The organism is Pseudomonas sp. FSL R10-0056 (assembly GCF_009600105.1).
Lineage (GTDB): Bacteria > Pseudomonadota > Gammaproteobacteria > Pseudomonadales > Pseudomonadaceae > Aquipseudomonas > Aquipseudomonas bubulae.
Genome location: NZ_WIWL01000193.1, coordinates 1 through 21,559, shown reverse-complemented (window position 1 = coordinate 21,559; position 21,559 = coordinate 1). Strand labels below are relative to the sequence as shown.

Genomic DNA, 21,559 nt, shown 5'->3' with positions numbered 1-21,559 from the left:
TCTTGTCTCAATCCCACGATCACAGCAGCCATCATCATGGCTGTTCCCACCACGGCCATCACCATCATGACGATACCCTTGAGCCAAGCCCCTTCCCGTGGCGACGCATGGGCTGGGCGGCATTGCTGGTGCTGTTTGCCATCGCCGCGGCGAGCCTGGTGCAAGTACGTTCCGGCGAAGCCACGGTAATTACCCGCTTTGGCAACCCGGCCCGGGTGCTGCTGGAGCCCGGTCTGGGCTGGCGCTGGCCGGCGCCATTTGAAGTCAGCGTGCCGGTGGATCTGCGTTTGCGCACCACCTCCAGCGGCCTGCAGGACGTGGGCACTCGCGATGGTCTGCGGATTATTGTGCAGGCCTATGTGGCCTGGCAGGTGCAGCCCGATGCCGAGAATGTGCAGCGCTTTATGCGCGCCGTACAAAATCAGCCTGACGAAGCGGCGCGGCAGATCCGTACATTTGTGGGGTCGGCACTGGAAACGACGGCTGCCAGTTTTGATCTTTCAAGCCTGGTGAACACCGATGCCAGCCAGGTCAAAATTGCCGACTTTGAAGCGCAATTGCGTCAGCAGATCGAACAGCAATTGCTCAACACCTATGGTGTGCGTGTGCTGCAAGTGGGCGTGGAGCGCCTGACTTTGCCATCGGTCACGCTCACGGCGACGGTTGACCGCATGCGTGCCGAGCGCGAAACCATCGCCACGGAGCGCACCGCCGCAGGCAAGCGCGAAGCGGCGCAAATCCGCTCCGCTGCCGAACGCGATGCGCGCATCCTGCAGGCCGATGCGAGCATCAAGGCCGCGGATATCGAAGCGCAGTCGCGGGTAGAAGCCGCGCAGATTTATGGTCGTGCCTATGCCAGTTCGCCCGCGCTGTACAACGAACTGCGCGCGCTCGATACGCTGGGAACAATGGTTAATCCCGGCACAAAAATTATTTTGCGCACCGATGCCGCACCCTTCCGGGTACTGGTCGATGGCCCGCCGAAGCTGGATGCCAAGGCTGGATCGCAGCCATGAGCCAGGCACCTGATGAAATCAAAGGTGTCAGCAGCCCATGGCAACAGGCGGGGCGACTGGCATTTTTGGGCCTGTACGCGGTGACTGTATTCGCGGCGGTTGCCTGGGGGTTTTCCAATGTGCGTCAGATCGATCCGCAAAATCGTGCCGTGGTATTGCGCATGGGCGCGTTGGACCGTATCCAGAATGCCGGCTTGTTGTGGGCGTGGCCAAAGCCTTTCGAGCAAGTGGTGATCGTCCCCGCAGCAGACCGTGTGAGTGAACGCCGGATTGAAAATCTGCTGCGCTCGGATGTGGCGTTGCAGGCCGATCGAAAAGCTTCGTTCGCCACGCCGGTCAGCGATGCGCTGGCCGGTTCCGGGTATTTGCTGACCGGTGATGCTGGCGTGGTGCAACTGGATGTACGGGTGTTTTACAACGTCACCGAGCCCTATGCGTTTGTGCTGCAAGGTGAGCATGTACTGCCTGCGCTGGACCGGTTGGTGACACGTAGCGCCGTTGCGCTGAGCGCCGCCCGCGATCTGGACACGATTCTGGTGGCGCGCCCGGAACTGATCGGCAGCGACAGCCAGGCAGCTGAACGCCGTGAGCGCCTGCGCGGTGATCTGGTGCAAGGCATCAACCAACAACTCGCATCCCTGAGTGCCACCGGGCAGGGTATTGGTTTGCAAGTGGTACGGGTGGATGTGCAATCGAGTTTGCCGGGCCCTGCGGTGAATGCCTTCAATGCGGTACTGACGGCCAGCCAGCATGCGGAGCAAGCGGTGGCTGCAGCGCGCAATGAAGCGGCCAAAGTCACCCAATCGGCCACCCAGCAGGCTGATCGCAGTGTCGAGCAGGCCCAGGCCCAGGCCAGCGAGCGTCTGGCCAAGGCTCAGGCAGATACGTCTACCATCATCAACCTGGCCAAGGTACAGCAGGCCGGCAATGACTCTGGCTTGATGTTGCGCCTGTACCGCGAACGCATGCCCAGGATTCTGGGGCAGGCCGGTTCTGTCACCAGCGTCGATCCCAACGATGATTCCCGCCTGATTATTCAGGGAGCCGAACAATGAATGCGTCTGCCACTCAACCCGCCGTGAGCCTGTTGACCGGTCCCGAACAACGTCGCGCAGCGCGCCAACTGACACTGGCCATGCTGGCGCTGGGCTTGTTGGGTTTAGGGCTGGTATGGCGCTGGCTGATGCCCGCGCAAATCGGCGTCAGTCAGTTGCTGCTGGGTTTTGCTTCAATATTGGTGGCCGTGCCGGTCATGCGTTCGGCCTGGTACAGCCTGCGCTACCCGAGCCTGCACGGGATCACCGACCAGTTAATTGCCTTGGCCATGCTCGGCGCCTGGGCCACCGGCGATTTGCTGACGGCGGCTTTGCTGCCGATCATCATGATTTTTGGCCATGTGCTGGAAGAGCGCAGTGTGATTGGCTCCCAGGAAGCGATCCATGCCCTGGGCAAACTGACCCGCAGCCAGGCGCGTTTATTTCAGGCTGACGGCAGTTTGCTGGAAGTCGACAACGCCACCCTTAAAAGCGGCGATCAGGTAGAGGTGCGCGCTGGAGATCGGGTGCCCGCCGATGGTCTGGTACTGGCAGGGCAGGCCAGCCTGGATACGGCCTCTATTACCGGTGAGTCAGTGCCGCTGGAAGTCGGTAGCGGCATGCCGGTCTTTGGTGGGGCCATCAACCTCGATGGTTTACTGCGGGTACAGGTTACCCGCACCGGTGAAGAATCGACATTAGGTAAAGTCATCGCCCTGATGCAAAGCGCCGAGCGCGCCAAGCCGCCGATCACCCGTTTGCTTGAACGCTATGCTGGCAGTTATATGGTGTTGGTGTTGATGATTGCAGCAGTGACCTGGTTTATCACCAACGATGCCCAGGCCATGCTGGCAGTGCTCGTGGCTGCGTGCCCTTGTGCGCTGGTGTTGTCGGCACCGGCGACGGCGATTGCCGGGATTGCCGTGGCGGCGCGCCACGGGATCTTGATCCGTAGTTCGGCGTTTCTGGAAGAGCTGGCAGACCTCAGCTCATTGGTTGTGGATAAAACCGGTACCCTGACCTACGGCACTTTGCGCCTGCAAGCGATCGAAACCGATGTGCTGCACGAGCAACCGCTGCTGCAACTGGCCGCCAGTTTGGGCGCCGCCAGCAGCCACCCGGTGAGCCGGGCGCTGGCCGGGTTGGTGAGCCACGAGCAGATGCTCCCCCTCAATGATGTGCGCGAGCGACAAGGGTTGGGCATTGTGGCCAGCACCGGGCAGGGTGAAGCAGCGTTGGGCCGTCCTGAATTGTTCAGTCAATTGAACATCACCACCAGTGCCGTGCCTGACCACGATGGCCCCATTGCCGGGCTTTCCCTCAATGGCAATTTCCTGGGCTGGATGTTGCTGGCAGATAGCGTAAAACCCGAAGCCCGACAGGCGTTAAGTGAATTACGTGAACTGGGGCTTGGGCGCCAGGTGCTGCTGACCGGCGACCGCCAGAGCGTGGCCGAGCATTTGGCGCACACTGTGGGCATCAACGAAGTTCAAGCGCAGGCACTGCCCGAAGACAAGCTCGAACGTGTGCTGAGTGAAATCGGCAACGGCTTTCGGCCTATGGTGGTGGGCGATGGTATCAACGATTCGCTGGCGCTCAAGGCCGGTGTGGTGGGGGTTGCCATGGGCGCCGGTGGCGCGGATATCGCGCTGGCGTCATCGGATATCGTGTTGATCGGCAGCGATTTGCGTCGGCTGGGCACCTGCGTGCGCCTGAGCCGTGAGTGCCGGCATACTTTGCAGGTCAATGTGATCATCGGCCTGGGCTGGACCCTGGCGATTGTCGCGGCGGCGGCGTTTGGCTGGCTGGGGGCCGCCGGCGCGATGATCGCCGCGGTGTTGCATAACCTCAGCACATTGCTGGTGCTGGGCAATGCCGGGCGTTTGCTGCGGTTTCATGAACCCCTGCAGCCGTTGAAGTTGGCTTGAAAGTGATTCGGATAAACGGTCGCGCCCGCTCTAGCGTCGACCTCCTGTCCGCGAAGCTGACAGTTTTCGTTATTCGTCTAACCTATAGTTTTGATATCTGAAATGAAGGAGGATTACAGATGCTCGCGCAACTTCCACCGGCCTTACAGAAACTTCAACTTCCATTACGCCTGAGGCTGTGGGACGGGCACGAGTTCAATTTCGGCCCGACGCCCAGCGTCACGATCGTGGTCAAGGACCCGACCCTGGTGGCTCAATTTACCCACCCCAGCCTCGACTTGCTGGGCAGTGCCTTCGTTGAGGGTCGGCTTGAACTGGAAGGCTCTATCAGCGAAGCGATTCGGGTATGCGATGAGTTGAGCCAGGCGCTGGTAGATGATGATGACTACGCCCCGCCACCCCGGGTTTATCACGACAAGGCGACTGACGCCGAGTCCATCTCTTATCACTACGACCTGTCCAATGACTTCTACCAGCTGTGGCTTGATCGCGACATGGCGTATTCCTGTGGTTATTTTGAAACCGGGGAAGAGAGTCTGGACGAAGCCCAGCAAGCCAAGTTTCGTCTGTTATGCCGCAAGCTGCGGCTCAAGCCCGGCGAATACTTGCTGGATGTAGGCTGCGGTTGGGGCGGGCTGGCGCGGTTTGCCGCACGCGAATATGGGGTCAAGGTATTCGGGATTACCCTCAGCAAGGAACAACTCAAACTTGCCCGTGAGCGCGTCAACGCTGAAGGTCTGCAAGACAAGGTTGATCTGCAACTGCTCGATTATCGCGATCTGCCGCAGGATGGCCGGTTCGACAAAATCGTCAGCGTCGGGATGTTTGAACACGTCGGGCACGCCAACCTGCGCGAATACTGCGAAATTCTCTCCAGAGCGGTGCGCGAAGGCGGGTTGGTGATGAACCACGGGATCACTTCCAAGCACACCGATGGCCGCCAGGTTGGTCGGGGTGCAGGGGATTTTATCGATCGTTATGTGTTCCCCAATGGCGAGTTGCCGCATCTGTCGATGATGACTGCCGAAATCAGCGAGGCCGGGTTGGAAGTGGTCGATGTTGAAAGTTTGCGCCTGCATTACGCGCGTACGCTGGAGCATTGGAGCCAGCGCCTGGAGCAAAAACTGGATGCTGCCGCCAAGCAGGTACCGGAGCAGGCCCTGCGGATCTGGCGTTTGTATCTGGCCGGTTGTGCCTACGCCTTTGCCCATGGCTGGATCAACATCGACCAGATTCTGGCGACCAAGCCCCATGCCGATGGCTCGTTGGAGTTACCACCGACCAGGGCGGATATTTACCGCTGAGCGTGGGTTTCCCAGGTGATGGGTTGCGGGTCTTGTATCAGGTTTCTGTCCAGGACGAAGCGCCCATTCTGGAGCCCGATATTTTGATCAACCTTGGCCAGGGCTTTTTGCTCAAACGTCAGTGAGCTTTTGTTGAAAACAAGGTCGTGGCGGGCGACATTGCCGCCCCAGTCCGGTGAGGGGAGGGAGATGTAACTGATGCGGTACTGGTCGTCAGTAAAATCTCCCTCCACCACATACACGCCGTAATGGTTCTCTCCCGGGGAGATGATTTTGTAGAGGCCATTGTCGTAGTAGTACAACACCGCTTCTTCAAAGGGCTTTTCGCTATACATCTTCTTGTAGTGCAGCCGGTGGATAAACGTTGGCTGGCCCACTTCTACGTTGATTAGCGGCGGGGTATGAGGGGTGTCTTTGGCCTGAGCTGAAGCAAGCGTGCTGATAGTGAAGAGCACACCCATTAACGAGAATCTCATTATTTTTATTCCTTAAACTGAACGGCCCGGGTTATTCCGGGCCATTCAGTTTATGGAATCCTGCTTGACGCTTTTGCCTGCCCTGAGTAATTCAGATCCGTCCTACACAGCTATAAAACCGGTGAAACCAGTCTGGCTATTCGCATGCCCAGTTGCTGCAAACGGTGTGTGGCTTTGATATCGGCATCAGTGATTTCACGGGCCAGTGCGAAGTCATCAAGCAGCATATGCTCGACTTGCCTGGCGAAGTCTTGGTCGACGGTCAGCAGCATGACTTCAAAGTTGAGACGGAACGAGCGGTTGTCCATATTGGCGCTGCCAATGGCGCTGATCTCGTCATCGACCAGTACTACTTTTTGATGCACAAAACCGGGCTGGTAACGGAAGATCCGTACGCCTGCGCGTACTGCCTCGAAGGCATACAGGCTGGATGCGGCGTACACGACTTTGTGGTCCGGGCGTGAAGGTATCAGGATGCGTACATCCACGCCGCGCAGCACGGCGAGCCTGAGCGCGGAAAACACTGCTTCGTCAGGTACAAAGTAAGGGCTGGTAATCCACACCCGTTGATTGGCGGCATGGATAGCTTCAACGAAAAACAGCGAACAGGTTTCGTATGGATCTGCCGGGCCGCTGGCCAGGAACTGGCAGAGCACGCCACCGTCCGGGTAGCTTTGTGGCAGGATCAGGGGCGGCAGTTTGCGTGCGGCCCAGAACCAGTCCTCGGCAAACGACTCCTGCAGGCAGGCCACAACAGGGCCGGTGACTTCCACATGGGTATCGCGCCACGGCGACAGCGGGGGCTTGGCACCCAGATACTCATCGCCAACGTTATGGCCGCCGACAAAACCGCGCACGCCATCCACGACCACCACTTTGCGATGGTTACGGAAGTTGACCTGGAAACGACTGATCCAGCCGCCACGGGTGGCAAACGCATAAGTTTGTACACCACCTGCGCGCAGGGTCTCGGCATAAACTTTTGGCAAGGCATGGCTGCCGATACTGTCATACAGCAGATGCACCGCGACCCCTTGCGCGGCTTTTTCGAGCAGCAGTGCATGCAGTTTCATGCCCAGGTCATCGTCGTGGATGATAAAAAACTGCACCAGCACCACTTCTCTGGCTGAGCGAATGGCATCGAAAATGGCGTCAAATGTCGCCGTGCCATTGATCAACAGGCGCACGCTGTTGTTGGCCAGGCATGGCATGCGACCCAGTCTGGGCATTGCGCGCAGCGAGGCGTAGGCTTTTGAGCTGCGTGCGGCCAGTGCTTCTTCGACCCATGGGCGCCAGCTCAGATGGGTGATGGCTTCACGCATTTCCTGGTTGGCATCGCGTCGGGCTCGAATGTAATCGTCAAAAGTACTACGGCCAAAGATCAGATACGGGATCAGCGTGAAGTAAGGAATAAAGAACAGCGACATAGCCCAGGCAATCGAGCCCTGCGCAGTCCTGACCGTCAGCACTGCATGCACGGCGGCAATCAGGCCTAAGCTGTGGATTAATAAAATCAGATAACCAAGTACGTGCGGGCCTAGATAATCCATGCGTATCCTTACTCCAAAATGTCCAATGCCAGTACTAACAGACCATGATCTGTTATGAATGTCCTATTTGTTTGCGGGCGCAACACTTGCCCTTTTTTGACGTCTAACGCTGACAATCGCGTAGGAGTTGCTTGATGAATGTTCGTCTGCTTGGGCTGTTCATGGCCTGTGGTTTGTCGATTCCTGTGGCTCAGGCCCAGATGCTGCAACCGGGGCTTTGGGAACTCAGCTCCAGCAATATGCAGGTAGATGGCCAACAGCTGCCTGAACTGCAGGTAATGTTAGGCCAATTACAGAATATGCTGACCCCGGAACAAAAAGCCCAACTGGAAAGCCAGGGGCTGACCATGGCGGGCAAAGGTGTGCGGGTGTGCCTGACGCCCGAGCAAGTGAAGTCAGACAACATTCCGCTGACTGACCCCAAGTCTGGGTGTAACCAGCAGATCACTGAGCGTAGTGGAAATCAGTGGAAGTTTCGCTTTAGTTGTCCAAAAGCCCAGGGCGCAGGTGTGGCAACGTTTGCCAGTGATCGGGAGTTCACCACCCAAGTAAATGGCACCTTCAATGCGACCGGGATACAGCAGAAGGGCAGCATGGATACCCGTGCTGTCTGGTTGGGACAAAACTGTGGAACCGTCAAACCGCGTACTTGATCAGAACTCGTTTTGCAGCGCTTTATAGCCGCGCACCAAATCCACATTGGTGCGCGCTACATCTTCTGAAAACTCCGATGCGCTAACACTCACTGGCGCAAATTGGCTCAGGTCCGTGTTTGGTCCGATTCGGGTCGTGGACGGCACATAGAAGTTATCCGGCAGGTCGCGGCCATCCACGACCGAGTTATGCCGCACCACACAGCCATCACCCAACTCGCAATTGAACAGCACACTGTTGAAACCGATAAATACCCTATCGCCAACACGGCATGGCCCGTGAACGATGGAACGATGTGCTATCGAAGTGTTTTCACCAATGATGACCGCCGCGCCGGACTTTGAGTGAATGACCACGCCGTCCTGAATATTTGAATTAGCGCCGATGCTGATCGGTTGCATGCCGCCGTCCTTGTCGACTTCATCGGCGCGGATCACGGCGTACGGTCCGACAAATACGTTTTCGCCGATCACTACTTTGCCGCAAATGATGGCCGTTCTGTCGACATAGGCGGACTCGGCGATTTGTGGCAAGTCGCCTGATGGATTTTTTCGGATCATGGTGTGCTCAATGCGTTGTGCAGGGTGGTGAGGTTGTATTCGAAAAGGCCAAGAAAAGTGCTGGCCGGACCTTCACTGGCCAGGGCATCGGAGTACAGCGTGCCACCAATTTGTGCGCCACTTTCATCGGCAATCTGCTGCAACAGACGCGAGTCTTTAATGTTCTCCATAAATACGGCCCTCACCTTGTCGGCCCGTATCTGACGAATCAGCGAAGCGACTTCAGCGGCCGAAGGTTCGCGCTCAGTGGACAAGCCCTGAGGTGCCATAAAGTCGATGCCATAGGCCTGGCCCAGATAGCCGAAGGCATCATGGGAGGTCACGATACGGCGATTGCCGGCGGGCAGGTTGCCCAGCTCTGTTATGGCCTCGGCTTGCAGTCGATCCAGCTTTTTCAGATAAGCCGCAAGGTTGCGGTTGTAGTACGCCTCATCGGCCGGGTCGGCCTTGATCAGCGCTTGAGTGATGTTGTTCACATACAGTTTTGCGTTTGTCAGGTTGTGCCAGGCGTGAGGGTCGGGGATGGTTTCGCCGTCTTCCTCCATCGTGTGAGCAGCCACTCCTTTGCTGGCAGTCACGATAGCCCCCGGGGTTTCGGTACTGCTCACCAGGCGATCAAGCCAGGGCTCGAACCCCAGGCCATTTTTGATAATGATCTTGGCATTGAGCAGTGCCTTGGCATCGTCCGGGGTGGGCTCATAGGTATGTGCATCCTCATCAGGGCCGACCAGCGCGCTGACGTGCACATGTTCGCCGCCGATTGCCCGGGTCATGTCGCCGAGAATGCTGAAGCTGGCAACGACAGGTATTTTCGGTGTCTGAGCCGCGACGCCAAGGGACAAGCCCATCGCCACGCACATACTGAATATCATGGGTAGAGCACGCATCGTGTTGCACCTCATCGGGATGACAGCAAAGGCGGTCGGCGCAGCAAACCGTGTACCGGACCAAAAATGACAGACAACGCATAGCTGCAACCCGCTATCAGCACGATGGCCGGGCCGCTGGGCAGTGAGTAATAAAACGACAGTAAAAGGCCCAGCCAAACCGAAACGCAGCCAATCGCAGCCGAGATCAGGATCAGCACAGGCAGTCGACGGCTCCAGAAGCGCGAGGCAATAGCCGGCAACATCATCAGGCCAACCACCATCAGTGCGCCGATAGCCTGAAATCCGATCACCAGATTCAACACGACCAATGTCAGGAATAGCCCGTGAGCCAATGGCCCCAGCCGACTGACACTGCGAAGGAATAGAGGATCCAGGGTGTCGAGCAACAATGGGCGGTAGATGGCTGCCATCAGCAGCATGCTGAAGCCGGTTACCCAGAGCATGCCTGTGAGCGTCTGGCTGTCGACGGCCAAGGCTGAACCAAACAACAGATGGAGCAGATCAAGACGTTTACCGGCGATGCCAAGGATCAATATGCCGCTGGCCAATGAGATCGGGTAAATCGCCGCGAGGCTGGCATCTTCACGCAAGCCGGTGCGCAGAGTGATCCAGGCTGACACTCCGGCCATGCTCAAACCCGCCCCCAACCCCCCCAATGTCAAAGCAGGCAGGCTCAGCCCGGCAAACCAAAACCCCAGCGCAGCTCCAGGGAGAATGCCGTGTGCGACTGCATCACCAATCAAACTCATGCGCCGCAAGATCAAAAAAACGCCCAGGGGTGCCGTGCTACATGCCAGTACCAGACCGCCAAATAAGGCACGGCGCATAAAGACAAATTCCTGGAACGGTTGCCATAACTGGCTGACGATAACCATCAGGCGACCTGCGGCGGGTTGATCAGTTGCTCGGTCGGCGCCAGTAAGTTGCCGCTGCTTTTAATCAATAATGTTTGGGGGATATGTTTGCGAACGGCGTTAAGGTCATGGCACACAACCAGCAACGTTCGGCCTTCGGTTTGCCATCTCTGGATATGTTGCCAGAGCAGTTCTTGCCCCAGTTCATCGAGAGCTGCATGGGGTTCATCCAGTAGCAACACCGAGGCATCGGCAAGGCATAAGCGGGCCAGAAGCGAGCGTTGCAATTCGCCGCCCGACAGGGCCATAAGCGGTCGGTGTTCCAGGCCGTCTAAATGCCAGTCTGCCAAGACAGCGTTCAACCGGTCGCTTCGTTGTTGGGCCGTTTGCTTCTTGCCCCAAAATCCCGCAGCCACCAACTCTTGCAAACTGATGGGGAATTGCCGATCCATAAATTGTTGTTGTGGCATAAAGGCCACGTTGCCTTGGCGTGGAACATCCAGCACAACTTTTCCCGAGAGCGGCTTTTGCAGCCCCGCAATCACTTTGAGCAAACTGCTTTTGCCGCAACCATTGGCGCCTATTACGGCTGTGAGGCTGCCTTTGACCAGGTTCATATTTAGCGCTGGAGTGAGGGGCTGACCCGGAACGCCCCAAGTCAGATGCTGACAACCGATCATCACGCCTCCCAATTCCAAAAGCTTTCGGCCACGGCGTCATGGCTGTGCAAACTTTCTGCGTGAACAACTTTAAGTTTGAACGCCTCCACGCCAGAACTTTTCTGCAACACCGTGATGAGCCTTCGGGCCGCGTCTTCGCAGAACATCAAGTTTTGACCGTTGGCCAGTGCGAAGGCTTGTTCGTCGGCGCGTTTTACCGCTGTTTGAACGGCAGTCCCTAATGCGCCTTCGGCGTTATTGATGATTGTTTCCAGAGGCAGTTGTGGGAACTGATGTCCCAAACGAATCGTTAGATGTGCAGCGCTTCGCTGGCTGTGTGGTGTGGCCACGATACCTTTTGAACTACCGAGCCAAGCAAGAACATCTGCGTGTTGCAGTGATGTGTTGGCGAAATCATCGATGAATTGTCGCTGTATTAATTGCCGTGCGAGCGCCGCTGAGCAGGGGCATGTGGAGGAGTAACTCACGAGAATTTTTAGTTCCACGTGGAACATTCCGTTTTTCAAACTCGCTTCAATGCTTGTTGGATAGCTTTTCCAGCCTGCCAATGGGCTGACTAAGGCCGAGCGTTTGAGCAGTACATCGCTGTGAATTCGCACATAGGCTTTGTTCGATAAACCTTCGTGGCTGTCGAGAAAGCACTGCAATAGTTGCCTGAGCAGGGCAGGCGTAAGGTTTTCCGTTTCCAGCTGATCCAACGCCAGATACAGGCGAGACATGTGAATGCCCCGTGCAGTGGCATCTACGAGATTGACGCCGGCATCTATTTTCGCGCTGAGGCGTTGGCCGTTGATTAATACCGGGGAAGCAATGCCGCACATACCGACCCATTCAAGCGCTATTGCTTGCTGGGATGACTGCGCGGCGATATCTGGCAAAGTCAGCGCATTCATAAAGTGAGATCCGTCGCAGAGTGTTTTGACATGTTATATTATAACTATAAAGTCGACGATGCTTTTTTGCTGGGGCATACACACAGCAATCTTGAGTACGGATGCTCCCTTATCTGCGGTACAGGCCATGCACAGACGTCAACTGCTCAACTGGCTGCTTGCCAGTTCCGTATTCACATTGCCGCTGGGAATTTCAGCTGCCCAAATTCAGCACGCCAGGCTATGGCGCACCGGGAATACCTTGCGTCTGGTTCTGGATCTGAGTGGGCCGGTGCAGTACAAAACCTTCTCATTAACGGCTCCCGATCGGCTGATTATTGATGTGAGTGGTGCCAGCCTGAAGGGGGATTTCAGTGAGTTGGTACTGGCCAATACGGGCCTGCGTTCGATTCGCTCCGAGCATTACGGCCAGGGTGATACGCGCATCGTGCTGGACCTGGATGAGCCGGTTCAGCTCAGCAGTTTTCTGCTGCCACCCCAGGGCGGGCAAGGTCACAGGCTGGTGCTAGACCTGGCCAAAAGTGCGGTCGCCAAACTGGGTGTGGCAGCGGCAACGCCAAGCAACACACACCCCAAACGCGACATTATTGTGGTGATTGACCCCGGGCACGGGGGTAAGGATCCGGGTGCGACGAGCGCCAAAGGCCATCGTGAAAAGGATGTTGTTTTGTCCATCGCCCAGCTGCTGGCCAAGCGCCTCAAGCGTGAAAAAGGCTTTGATGCACGGCTGGTGCGCAATGATGATTTCTTTGTCCCCCTGCGCAAGCGGGTAGAAGTCGCTCACAAGCACAATGCAGACCTGTTTATTTCGGTGCATGCAGACGCAGCGCCGCGCCTTACGGCGTCTGGAGCATCGGTGTACGCGCTCTCGGAGGGTGGTGCCACATCGGCCACAGCGCGGTATATGGCACAGCGTGAAAATGGTGTGGATCTGCTCGGTGCCACCCGCCTTTTGAACCTTAAAGACAAAGACCCGATGCTCGCAGGCGTGATCCTCGATATGTCCATGAATGCCACCATCGCGGCCAGTTTGCAGTTGGGCAACACCATTCTGGGCAGCCTTTCGGGCATCACCTCACTGCATCAAAAACGCGTGGAACAGGCCGGTTTTGCCGTGCTCAAGTCGCCGGATATTCCGTCGATTCTGGTAGAGACGGGCTTTATGTCCAACCCCCGCGACAGCGAGCGCTTGATCACCGCGCGTCATCAACAGGCGGTAGCCGAGGGTTTATTTAACGGATTAATCGCTTATTTTCAGAAAAATCCGCCCGCCAGCAGCCATATGGCGTGGGTTAACGAACAGAAAAACAGTACGTTCGTCACTTCAGGGTTGTCTTAAATGTATTGTTATAATGTATCATTTGTTGATCCGGTATCGGATTGACTGCCAAGCGGGCGTTTTGACCTGCAGCCCTGATGAGGAAATATCCAGATGTCGAATCGTCTTCCTGTAACTGTTCTCTCAGGCTTTTTAGGTGCAGGTAAAAGCACGCTGCTCAATTATATTTTGCGCAACCGCGACAACTTGCGCGTGGCCGTGATCGTTAACGATATGAGCGAAATAAATATTGATGGCGGTGAAGTACAGCGCGATGTGACCTTGAACCGGGCTGAAGAAAAACTGGTCGAAATGAGCAACGGCTGCATCTGTTGCACCCTGCGTGAAGACTTGCTTGAAGAGGTCAGCGCACTGGCCAGGGAGGGTCGATTTGATTATTTATTGATCGAGTCGACCGGTATTTCAGAACCGCTGCCTGTGGCAGAAACTTTTACGTTTCGTGATGAATCAGGACAAAGCCTGGCCGATATTGCCCGCCTGGATACGATGGTTACAGTGGTCGACGGGCTGAATTTTCTTCAGGATTATCAAGCCGCAGAGAGCCTGGATTCACGGGGTGAAACCCTTGGAGAATCAGATGAACGGTCAATTACTGATTTATTGATCGAACAAGTTGAGTTCGCGGACGTCATTTTAATCAGCAAAATTGATTTAATAAGTTCCGACGAACGGCAAGAATTAATGGCCATTCTGCAACGCCTCAACGCTCAGGCCGAAATAATGCCTATGGTCATGGGTGAAATTGCGCTGCATAAAATTCTCGATACCGGCCGGTTTGACTTTGACCGTGCGGCGCAGGCACCGGGCTGGTTGCAAGAGTTACGCGGTGAGCATGTGCCCGAAACCGAAGAGTACGGCATCGCCTCCAGTGCCTATCGTGCGCGCCGGCCTTTTCATCCCGAACGTTTTTTCAATTTTATCGAGCGGCCCTGGACCAATGGCAAACTGCTGCGCTCCAAAGGTTTTTTCTGGCTGGCCAGTAAATTTCAGGAGGCGGGCAGTTGGTCTCAGGCTGGCGGTCTGATGCGCTATGGGTTTGCCGGTCGCTGGTGGCGCTTTGTGCCCCGCGACCAATGGCCGCAGGAGCCGCAAGCCAAGGCAGAAATATTGCAAAAATGGCTGCCGGATACGGGAGATTGCCGCCAGGAATTGGTGTTTATCGGTCAGCACATCGACTTCGCCCGGCTGACGGCTGAACTCGATGCCTGCTTGCTCAACGATGCTGAAATGGCCTTGGGCGAAGCGAGCTGGAAATTGCTGAGCGATCCTTTTGGCGACTGGTATGAAGAGGTGGCTGCATGAAGAATGCATTTGCCTTTACCGCTCAGCCGTTGATCGATCAGGTTCGTGGGCAGACGCCTGAAATCATGACCCGAATTCTGGATGAAGACGTCAACCTGGCCATCTGGCAGCGTCAGTTACCTGTGCATATCGTCGATTTCGGGGCTTTATTGCTTTCCCTGGACGAGCCATTGGCTGACGCCATCGTGATAGATATGCCCAACGAAAAGGCTCACCCCAACCTGACAGGCCTGGCTGCCAGGTTTAATGATCTGGAAGGCTATGCAGGCTTTATTGCAGACGTTTCCTGGCTGGTGAGTGCCTACGCGTGCCTGTTGGGCGCAAAACGCATTGGGCTGCGTCTCAGAGCCCTGGATAAAGCCATGTGCCCCCGGTTTCATGTGGACCATGTACCTGTACGTCTTATTACCACTTATGCAGGGATTGGTAGCCAGTGGCTGCAGGAAGGCGTAATGGAGCGTCGTCAGTTAGGGCAGGTGCAGGCCGAACCCGCCCGTGCAGAGTTGATTCAGCAAATAAACGCCGGTGAAGTTGCCTTGCTCAAGGGGGAGAAGTGGCAGGGTAACGAGGGAGCGGGGTTGATCCATCGTTCGCCGGCACTGGCACCGGGCGAGCGCAGGCTGATTTTGACCCTCGATTGGCTGGCCTGAGGCATATTGCTTGCTTCAATCCGTACAGAAGCTGGCCTCATGTTGCAAAACATACCTACCCACGTGATTGCCGGGCCGCTTGGCGCCGGCAAAACCAGTCTGATTCAGCACCTGATGGCGCACAAACCGCCACACGAACGCTGGGCGGTGCTGGTCAATGAGTTCGGTCAGATCGGCCTGGATGCGGCCCTGATGAGCCAGGGAAGCGATGACATTGCTATCACCGAAGTGGCGGGTGGCTGTGTGTGCTGCGTCAATGGTGCGCCTTTTCAGATCGGTTTGAGTCGCCTTTTGCGCAAGTCCAGGCCCGATCGCCTGTTTATCGAGCCTTCCGGTTTAGGCCATCCCGCACAGATTCTAAAGCAGCTCGGTGAAGCGCCCTGGCTGGGGGTTTTGGCCCTCCAGCCGTGCGTCATGGTGCTCGATGCGCAAGCGATGGCTCAGGGCAAACCTTTGCCAAAAACCCAGCAAGAGGCCCTGAAAAGTGCCGGTTTACTGGTCATGAATAAATCTAATAGTGTCCCAAATGAGCAACGTGAGCAGATTGCATGCAGCCTGCCAAAGTGCCCTGTTTTATGGGTCGAGCATGGCCGCATCCCTTTAAATACGCTGCCTGTAGCCCATATGAATATCGCTCATGCTGTGGATAACTCATTGATTTATAAGGATTTTAATCATATTGGCAGTGTGTTTTCCGACCCGCGTACGCCGATGGTGATGACTCAACATCAGCCCGAAGGATGGAGCGCAGGTTGGCGCTGGCACCCCTCTCGGCAATTTGACCTGGATCTGTTGCAACAGTGGCTCGAAAGGCTGGATTGGCAGCGTGCAAAGCTGGTTATTCATGGTTCGGCGGGCTGGTTTTCGAACAATTCTGTGGATAACTCGATCGCGCAATGGAGATCGAGTGAGTGGCGCAAGGATTCACGCTTCGAATTGATTTTTGCTCAGCCCCAGGATCTGGATTTGCTTTGCTCGGGGCTGGAAAGTTGTCTACTCAAGGAGGTTTTTTAGGTAGCAGGCCCGTGTTGCGAGGCACAAAACCCAGGGTTTTAGCGGGCTCTGTGCTGGTAAAATTGTCCTACAACTTGAAGTGTGCGCAGGGGATTTGCACCGTTAAAACCTCACGGAGGTGTCTATCTCAATGGTTTTAGCGAGGTTGCGCGGAAAGTTATCCACAGGCGCCCGGCATGCAGGCGCTGAAAGGCAGGGCTCAGTGGCGGGTCTTGCTGTGTTCCTGGCGCCACTGGCTGAGTTCGATCACCTGAGCGCTGGGAATGACACTTGGCTCGGCTTCGGTCTGGAACGGGTAGGGCGGCAGCTCGATTTTTACGCTGTGGGCGCCGAACTGGGTGATGGTTCCGGTATGACGCTGATCACCGGTCACCGTGAATTCAAAGTTATACACACGGGCCAGGCGTTTATGGCCGTTGGCGTCGGGGATCAGACCGATTTTTTTAAGCGCCACGTTTTCATCGAGCAGTTCGATATCGAGGTTTTTGCAGTGTTGCTTGACCCGCTCCAGCGCCCGCTCGCGCAGCCCATGGTTGTGCCACAGCCAGGCAGCGCCTGCAGCCAGCAGCATGAGGACGAACATATTTCCCAGGGTCAGCATTACATGTGCTCCAACAGATTGTGCTCAGCTTAACTGCGTCTTCAACCTGTCGTACAGGCCGCGTTTGGTCGCATACTGCGTGGCTTGAATCCACCCGTAGTCTGGAATCCGGCATGAAACGTACACCTCATTTACTCGCCATCCAATCCCACGTGGTTTTCGGCCATGCCGGCAACAGCGCAGCGGTTTTTCCCATGCAGCGCGTCGGGGTGAATGTCTGGCCTCTGAACACGGTGCAATTCTCCAATCACACTCAGTATGGCCAGTGGACGGGGGAAGTGTTGGCTCCCGAACAAATTCCTTCGCTGGTCGATGGAATCGCCGCCATCGGCGAGCTGGGCAGCTGTGATGCGGTCTTGTCCGGTTACCTGGGCAGTGCGGCGCAGGGGCGGGCCATTTTAAGTGGGGTGGCGCGTATCAAGGCTGTTAATCCCCATGCACTGTACCTGTGCGACCCGGTAATGGGGCACCCGGAGAAAGGTTGTATCGTGCCTCAGGAAGTCAGTGACTTCCTGCTTGAAGAAGCTGCCGCTATGGCCGATTTTTTGTGCCCCAACCAGCTCGAACTGGACAGTTTTTGCGGCCGCCATCCGCAATCGTTGTTTGACTGCCTGGCCATGGCCCGCAGCTTGCTGGCCCGCGGCCCGAAAGCGGTGCTGGTGAAGCATTTGTCGTATCCGGGCAAACCGCCTGAAAGTTTCGAGATGCTGCTGGTCACGGCAGAGGGCAACTGGCACTTGCGTCGGCCGCTGCTTGCCTTCCCGCGCCAGCCAGTGGGCGTAGGCGACCTGACCTCAGGTTTGTTCCTGGCGAGAGTGCTGCTGGGCGACAGCCTGGTGGCTGCGTTTGAATTTACCGCTGCGGCGGTGCATGAGGTGTTGCTGGAAACCCAGGCCTGCACCAGCTATGAATTGCAGCTGGTACGGGCCCAGGACCGCATTGCCCATCCGCGTGTGCGGTTTGAGGCAGTGCCGATCAGTTTGTAAGCAAACTGAACAAAACCTGTGGGAGCGGGCTTACAGTGTTTCGTCTTTTAGCTCGCGGTAGCGCTGCTCCAGCTCCTGACGGATCTGGCGGCGTTGCTTGCCCTGGATAAAGCGGCGCTTGTCTTCGCTGTTCACTGGCTGCAACGGCGGAACAGCGGCCGGCTTACGGTCGTCGTCCACGGCTACCATGGTGAAGAAGCAGCTGTTGGTGTGGCGCACCGAGCGCTCGCGGATATTTTCGGTAACGACCTTGATGCCAACTTCCATCGAGGTGTTGCCGGTGTAGTTGACCGAGGCGAGGAAGGTCACCAGTTCACCGACATGAATCGGCTCGCGAAAAATGACCTGATCCACCGACAAGGTGACCACATACCGCCCCGCATAGCGGCTGGCGCAGGCATAGGCGACTTCATCGAGGTACTTGAGCAGGGTTCCGCCGTGAACATTGCCAGAAAAATTGGCCATGTCCGGGGTCATCAAGACCGTCATCGACAGTTGGGAGTTTCCGGGTTCCATAGCAGCAGGCTCGTGGTTGTGTTGCAGCAGTGAAATGGGTATCTCTGTGGATACTTGTCGATTTTTGAAACAGTGATTAACGGGACGCTGCCGTGTTGGCTGCCGTCACGCTTATCTCTATCTGTTTCCATATATTGCACCGCCTTTCTGTCGCAAGTCGCGGTGTTAACCTGCAAAAGTCCGTTAGTCGGATACTTCCTACATTTTAAACAGTCGATACGCGCGGCCTGACAGGCTGTGTCTGTCGTCATGTTGCCTGGTGAATATCAAACAAGGAGTGCCACGCCATGCATGCCATCAGTTTTATTCAGGATCTGGCAGTCATCATGCTGGTCGCAGGTGTGGTGACGATTCTTTTCCACAGGTTCAAACAGCCGGTGGTACTGGGCTATATCGTTGCAGGTTTTATTATCGGCCCGCACACCCCGCCGTTTGGCCTGATTCACGATGAAGAAACGATCAAGACCCTGGCTGAGCTGGGGGTGATCTTTTTGATGTTCTGTCTGGGGCTGGAGTTCAGCCTGCGCAAGTTGTTCAAGGTCGGGGCCACAGCCTTTATCGCAGCGTTTATGGAAATCACGCTGATGATCTGGATTGGTTATGAAATTGGCCGCTGGTTCGACTGGAACACCATGGATTCGCTGTTTCTGGGCGCCATCCTGGCCATTTCATCTACCACCATCATCGTCAAGGCCCTCAACGACCTCAAGATGAAAAACGAGCGCTTTGCCCAGCTGATTTTTGGCGTGCTGATCGTTGAAGACATTTTGGGTATCGGGATTATTGCGCTGCTGTCGAGCATTGCGGTCAGCGGCAGCGTCAGCCCCGAAGAGGTTTTTTCGACCGTCGGTAAATTGTCATTGTTTATGATCGTGGCGTTGGTTATCGGCATTTTGCTGGTGCCGCGTGTGCTGGCGTATGTAGCCCGATTCGAAAGCAATGAAATGCTGCTGATCACTGTGCTGGGCCTGTGTTTTGGCTTTTGCCTGCTGGTGGTCAAGCTGGAATACAGCATGGTGCTCGGGGCGTTTTTGATCGGTGCAATCATGGCCGAGTCGCGTCAGTTACTGAAAATCGAGCGCCTGATTGAACCGGTGCGTGATTTGTTCAGTGCAATATTCTTTGTCGCCATCGGGTTGATGCTCGACCCGGCAATCCTGCTGGAGTACGCGCTGCCAATTGTGGTGATCACTATCGCCGTGGTGCTGGGCAAGATGCTCTCCTGCGGGCTGGGGGCGTTTATCGCAGGCAATGATGGACGTACCTCGCTACGAGTCGGAATGGGGCTTTCGCAGATTGGGGAGTTTTCTTTCATTATCGCGGCGCTGGGTATGACATTGCAGGTCACCAGCAGCTTCCTGTACCCCGTAGCAGTGGCCGTCTCCGTATTGACCACCCTGATGACCCCTTACCTGATTCGCGCCGCAGACCCGCTCTCGCTCAAGCTGGCACAGGTGGTGCCTGGTCGCTTGTCACGGGTGTTGGGGTTGTATGGCGAATGGCTGCGCAGTATTCAGCCGCAGGGCGAAGGGGCGTTGTTGGCGGCCATGATTCGCAAGATCTTGCTGCAAGTTGGGGTCAATCTGGCCCTGGTCATCGCTATTTTCTTTGCCGGCGGTTATTTCGCACCGCGCATCGGCCGTTATTTGCAGGGCTGGATTCTGGAGCCGAGCTGGCAAAAAGGGATGATCTGGGGGGCTGCTTTGCTGCTGTCGTTGCCGTTCCTGATTGCGGCGTATCGCAAGCTCAAGGCGCTTTCGATGCTACTGGCCGAGATGGGGGTCAAGCCGGAAATGGCAGGGCGCCATACGCAGCGCGTGCGCCGGGTGATCTCGGAAGTCATCCCGATTCTGTCGTTGCTGGTGATTTTTCTGCTGCTGTCGGCCTTGTCGGCAAGCATCCTGCCCACCAACGAGTTGCTGATGGTGATTGCGGTGGTGGCGGCGGGGGTTGCGGCGCTGTTGTGGCGCTGGTTTATCCGGATTCACACGCGCATGCAGGTTGCACTGCTGGAAACGCTGGATAACCACAAGGAGGGGGGGCACTGACAGCCCGCTGACCAATGGCTGGAAAGCGGGGATGCCCGGGGGCTGTTGATGTTTCGTTGTGGCTCACAACGAAACGTCAACCAACCCTGGAGGTATCAGCTTTCCAGCCAGACGTCGCGCGCCCAGTGCCAGACCGATTCCCAGGTTTCTTCAGTGACGAGTTCTTCTTCGCCGGACCACAGCACCACGGTGCCGTCTTCTTCCACGCAGTAGTAGTCGTCGCCGTCCTGGCAAATAGGGATCAGGCTGCGATCAACGCCAGCATCCCAGGCATTTGCCGCCACTTCCGGCAGATAGGTGTGCGATTGTGGGTCGGTCACTGTGACCGGCTCCAGGCTGCCATACACCACGTCACTGACGGTCAGCAGAAATTCTCTGAAGACAAATGGAATATCGATGAACAGCTGTTCTTCGATTTCCACCAACTGGTCTTCTTCAGGCAGTTCCAGGGGAACCGGTACAGGCTCGTTTTTTTCGCGTAGCTCTTCAATAATCTCTTCCACGACCTCATCCTCATGCTCTATGGCGCGGTTTATATGACGCGCTTTATACAGTAGCTCGTTATAAGTGCAATCGTGAAATGCAAAGCCCCGGACAAGTCCGGGGCTTTGGTAAACGCATGTGTAACTCGCAGGGTTAGCCGTTCTGGCGGATACCTGCCACCAGCCAAGGCTGGTTGTCGCCTTGCTGACGTTCCATGTTCCAGCTTTCGCTGAAGGCTTCGCCCTGGTCAAAGCGCGAGTTTTTCGACACGCCGCTGAAGGTCAGGGTTGCAATGGTTTTGTCTGCGCGATCGTCCAGGCCGTCCAGTTGCACGGTCAGGTTGTCGATGTAGGTGGACTGGAAGCCATCACCCAGCTCAGCGCGTTCACGCTTGAGGAAGTCGAGCATCTGCGGGGTCACGAACTCGGCGATCTTGTCCATTTCGTTGGCATCCCAGTGCTGTTGCAGGGACTGGAAATGGTTGCGCGCGGCTTCCAGGAAGTTCTGTTCATTGAACCAGGCTGGGGCGTTGATCACCGGACGTGCTGCAGGGGCAGCCGAACCACCGAAGATCGAAGCAGCAGGCTTGGCGTCGAACGCTTCGCGTTGCATGGGTGCGTGGCCAGCAGGGGCCATCATGTCAGCTTGTTTGCGACGACGGGCCGCGATAAAGCGGAAGATCAGGAAGGCGATAACCGCCATGATCAGGATGTCGAAGAATTGCATGCCCTGGAAGCCGCCGCCCATGAACATGGACGCCAGCAGGCCACCGGCAGCGAGG

22 protein-coding genes are annotated in these 21,559 nt (G+C 56.5%); 11 read left to right on the top strand and 11 right to left on the bottom strand.

Going from position 1 to position 21,559, the window contains the following annotated elements:
- Positions 1 to 2: 2 nt before the first annotated feature.
- The 4 genes from hflC to cfaB all read left to right on the top strand — a co-directional run bounded on the left by hflC (position 3) and on the right by cfaB (position 5,282).
- The gene (hflC, locus tag GHO42_RS16525) at positions 3 to 1,016 is read left to right on the top strand and encodes a protease modulator HflC (protein WP_094999566.1); all 1,014 of its coding nucleotides are present in this window, start codon (positions 3 to 5) and stop codon (positions 1,014 to 1,016) included.
- On the top strand, positions 1,013 to 2,071 hold the full coding sequence (gene hflK / locus GHO42_RS16520) for a protease modulator HflK (protein ID WP_095017932.1): 1,059 nt from the start codon (positions 1,013 to 1,015) through the stop codon (positions 2,069 to 2,071). Before hflC ends, hflK begins: the two co-directional genes overlap by 4 nt.
- On the top strand, positions 2,068 to 3,978 hold the full coding sequence (locus GHO42_RS16515) for a cation-translocating P-type ATPase (RefSeq protein ID WP_095023140.1): 1,911 nt from the start codon (positions 2,068 to 2,070) through the stop codon (positions 3,976 to 3,978). Before hflK ends, GHO42_RS16515 begins: the two co-directional genes overlap by 4 nt.
- Before the next feature lie 119 nt (positions 3,979 to 4,097).
- Positions 4,098 to 5,282 (top strand): C17 cyclopropane fatty acid synthase CfaB, encoded by a 1,185-nt coding sequence (gene cfaB / locus GHO42_RS16510; protein WP_088378578.1) that lies wholly within the window; start codon positions 4,098 to 4,100, stop codon positions 5,280 to 5,282.
- Here cfaB and GHO42_RS16505 read toward each other — a convergent pair.
- Positions 5,273 to 5,758 (bottom strand): hypothetical protein, encoded by a 486-nt coding sequence (locus GHO42_RS16505; protein WP_095017933.1) that lies wholly within the window; start codon positions 5,756 to 5,758, stop codon positions 5,273 to 5,275. The genes cfaB and GHO42_RS16505 overlap by 10 nt on opposite strands.
- Positions 5,759 to 5,868: 110 nt before the next feature.
- Positions 5,869 to 7,308, bottom strand: a complete 1,440-nt coding sequence (cls, locus tag GHO42_RS16500; RefSeq protein WP_095023139.1) for a cardiolipin synthase — start codon at positions 7,306 to 7,308, stop codon at positions 5,869 to 5,871.
- Positions 7,309 to 7,442: 134 nt separating this feature from the next.
- Here cls and GHO42_RS16495 point away from each other — a divergent pair, with 134 nt between their 5' ends.
- On the top strand, positions 7,443 to 7,961 hold the full coding sequence (locus GHO42_RS16495) for a DUF3617 domain-containing protein (RefSeq protein WP_016782904.1): 519 nt from the start codon (positions 7,443 to 7,445) through the stop codon (positions 7,959 to 7,961).
- Here GHO42_RS16495 and GHO42_RS16490 read toward each other — a convergent pair whose 3' ends face one another.
- Genes GHO42_RS16490 through folE2 form a run of 5 tightly spaced genes read right to left on the bottom strand, consistent with a single transcriptional unit; the run spans position 7,962 to position 11,839 of the window.
- Positions 7,962 to 8,522 (bottom strand): DapH/DapD/GlmU-related protein, encoded by a 561-nt coding sequence (locus GHO42_RS16490; protein ID WP_095020592.1) that lies wholly within the window; start codon positions 8,520 to 8,522, stop codon positions 7,962 to 7,964.
- The gene (locus tag GHO42_RS16485; RefSeq protein ID WP_094999560.1) at positions 8,519 to 9,409 is read right to left on the bottom strand and encodes a metal ABC transporter substrate-binding protein; all 891 of its coding nucleotides are present in this window, start codon (positions 9,407 to 9,409) and stop codon (positions 8,519 to 8,521) included. Before GHO42_RS16485 ends, GHO42_RS16490 begins: the two co-directional genes overlap by 4 nt.
- Positions 9,410 to 9,420: 11 nt before the next feature.
- The gene (locus tag GHO42_RS16480; RefSeq protein ID WP_153326309.1) at positions 9,421 to 10,287 is read right to left on the bottom strand and encodes a metal ABC transporter permease; all 867 of its coding nucleotides are present in this window, start codon (positions 10,285 to 10,287) and stop codon (positions 9,421 to 9,423) included.
- On the bottom strand, positions 10,287 to 10,946 hold the full coding sequence (locus GHO42_RS16475; protein WP_095024798.1) for a metal ABC transporter ATP-binding protein: 660 nt from the start codon (positions 10,944 to 10,946) through the stop codon (positions 10,287 to 10,289). The genes GHO42_RS16480 and GHO42_RS16475 overlap by 1 nt, the downstream gene beginning before the upstream one ends.
- Positions 10,946 to 11,839, bottom strand: a complete 894-nt coding sequence (folE2, locus tag GHO42_RS16470) for a GTP cyclohydrolase FolE2 (RefSeq protein WP_153326311.1) — start codon at positions 11,837 to 11,839, stop codon at positions 10,946 to 10,948. The genes GHO42_RS16475 and folE2 overlap by 1 nt, the downstream gene beginning before the upstream one ends.
- Positions 11,840 to 11,966: 127 nt before the next feature.
- Between folE2 and GHO42_RS16465 the strand changes: the two genes are divergently transcribed.
- From GHO42_RS16465 to GHO42_RS16450, 4 genes are all read left to right on the top strand, one after another.
- The gene (locus tag GHO42_RS16465) at positions 11,967 to 13,178 is read left to right on the top strand and encodes an N-acetylmuramoyl-L-alanine amidase (RefSeq protein ID WP_153326313.1); all 1,212 of its coding nucleotides are present in this window, start codon (positions 11,967 to 11,969) and stop codon (positions 13,176 to 13,178) included.
- Between the two features lie 93 nt (positions 13,179 to 13,271).
- Positions 13,272 to 14,480: a zinc metallochaperone GTPase ZigA gene (gene zigA, locus GHO42_RS16460; RefSeq protein ID WP_153326315.1), complete on the top strand. Its 1,209-nt coding sequence runs from the start codon at positions 13,272 to 13,274 to the stop codon at positions 14,478 to 14,480.
- Positions 14,477 to 15,130 (top strand): DUF1826 domain-containing protein, encoded by a 654-nt coding sequence (locus GHO42_RS16455; protein WP_094999554.1) that lies wholly within the window; start codon positions 14,477 to 14,479, stop codon positions 15,128 to 15,130. The genes zigA and GHO42_RS16455 overlap by 4 nt, the downstream gene beginning before the upstream one ends.
- Positions 15,131 to 15,169: 39 nt before the next feature.
- Positions 15,170 to 16,144 carry a GTP-binding protein gene (locus GHO42_RS16450; protein ID WP_153326317.1) on the top strand — a complete coding sequence of 325 codons (975 nt, stop codon included), beginning with the start codon at positions 15,170 to 15,172 and terminating at the stop codon, positions 16,142 to 16,144.
- A 199-nt stretch (positions 16,145 to 16,343) separates the two neighbouring features.
- Here GHO42_RS16450 and GHO42_RS16445 read toward each other — a convergent pair whose 3' ends face one another.
- Entirely contained in the window at positions 16,344 to 16,745 is a 402-nt protein-coding gene (locus tag GHO42_RS16445) for a DUF3301 domain-containing protein (RefSeq protein WP_094999552.1), read from the bottom strand.
- 113 nt (positions 16,746 to 16,858) lie between these two features.
- Here GHO42_RS16445 and pdxY point away from each other — a divergent pair, with 113 nt between their 5' ends.
- Positions 16,859 to 17,731, top strand: a complete 873-nt coding sequence (pdxY, locus tag GHO42_RS16440) for a pyridoxal kinase PdxY (RefSeq protein ID WP_095020586.1) — start codon at positions 16,859 to 16,861, stop codon at positions 17,729 to 17,731.
- A gap of 30 nt (positions 17,732 to 17,761) precedes the next feature.
- Here the strand turns inward: pdxY and GHO42_RS16435 are convergent, their stop codons facing one another.
- Positions 17,762 to 18,247 (bottom strand): acyl-CoA thioesterase, encoded by a 486-nt coding sequence (locus tag GHO42_RS16435; RefSeq protein ID WP_094999550.1) that lies wholly within the window; start codon positions 18,245 to 18,247, stop codon positions 17,762 to 17,764.
- 287 nt (positions 18,248 to 18,534) lie between these two features.
- On the opposite strand from GHO42_RS16435, the gene GHO42_RS16430 reads away from it, so the two are divergent.
- On the top strand, positions 18,535 to 20,295 hold the full coding sequence (locus tag GHO42_RS16430) for a cation:proton antiporter (RefSeq protein ID WP_094999549.1): 1,761 nt from the start codon (positions 18,535 to 18,537) through the stop codon (positions 20,293 to 20,295).
- 95 nt (positions 20,296 to 20,390) lie between these two features.
- Here GHO42_RS16430 and GHO42_RS16425 read toward each other — a convergent pair whose 3' ends face one another.
- Together GHO42_RS16425 and GHO42_RS16420 are read right to left on the bottom strand one after the other, a co-directional pair.
- Entirely contained in the window at positions 20,391 to 20,798 is a 408-nt protein-coding gene (locus tag GHO42_RS16425) for an SMI1/KNR4 family protein (protein ID WP_016782918.1), read from the bottom strand.
- 133 nt (positions 20,799 to 20,931) lie between these two features.
- The coding region (locus GHO42_RS16420) for a Tim44 domain-containing protein (RefSeq protein ID WP_153384166.1) at positions 20,932 to 21,559 on the bottom strand (628 nt) is incomplete at its 5' end.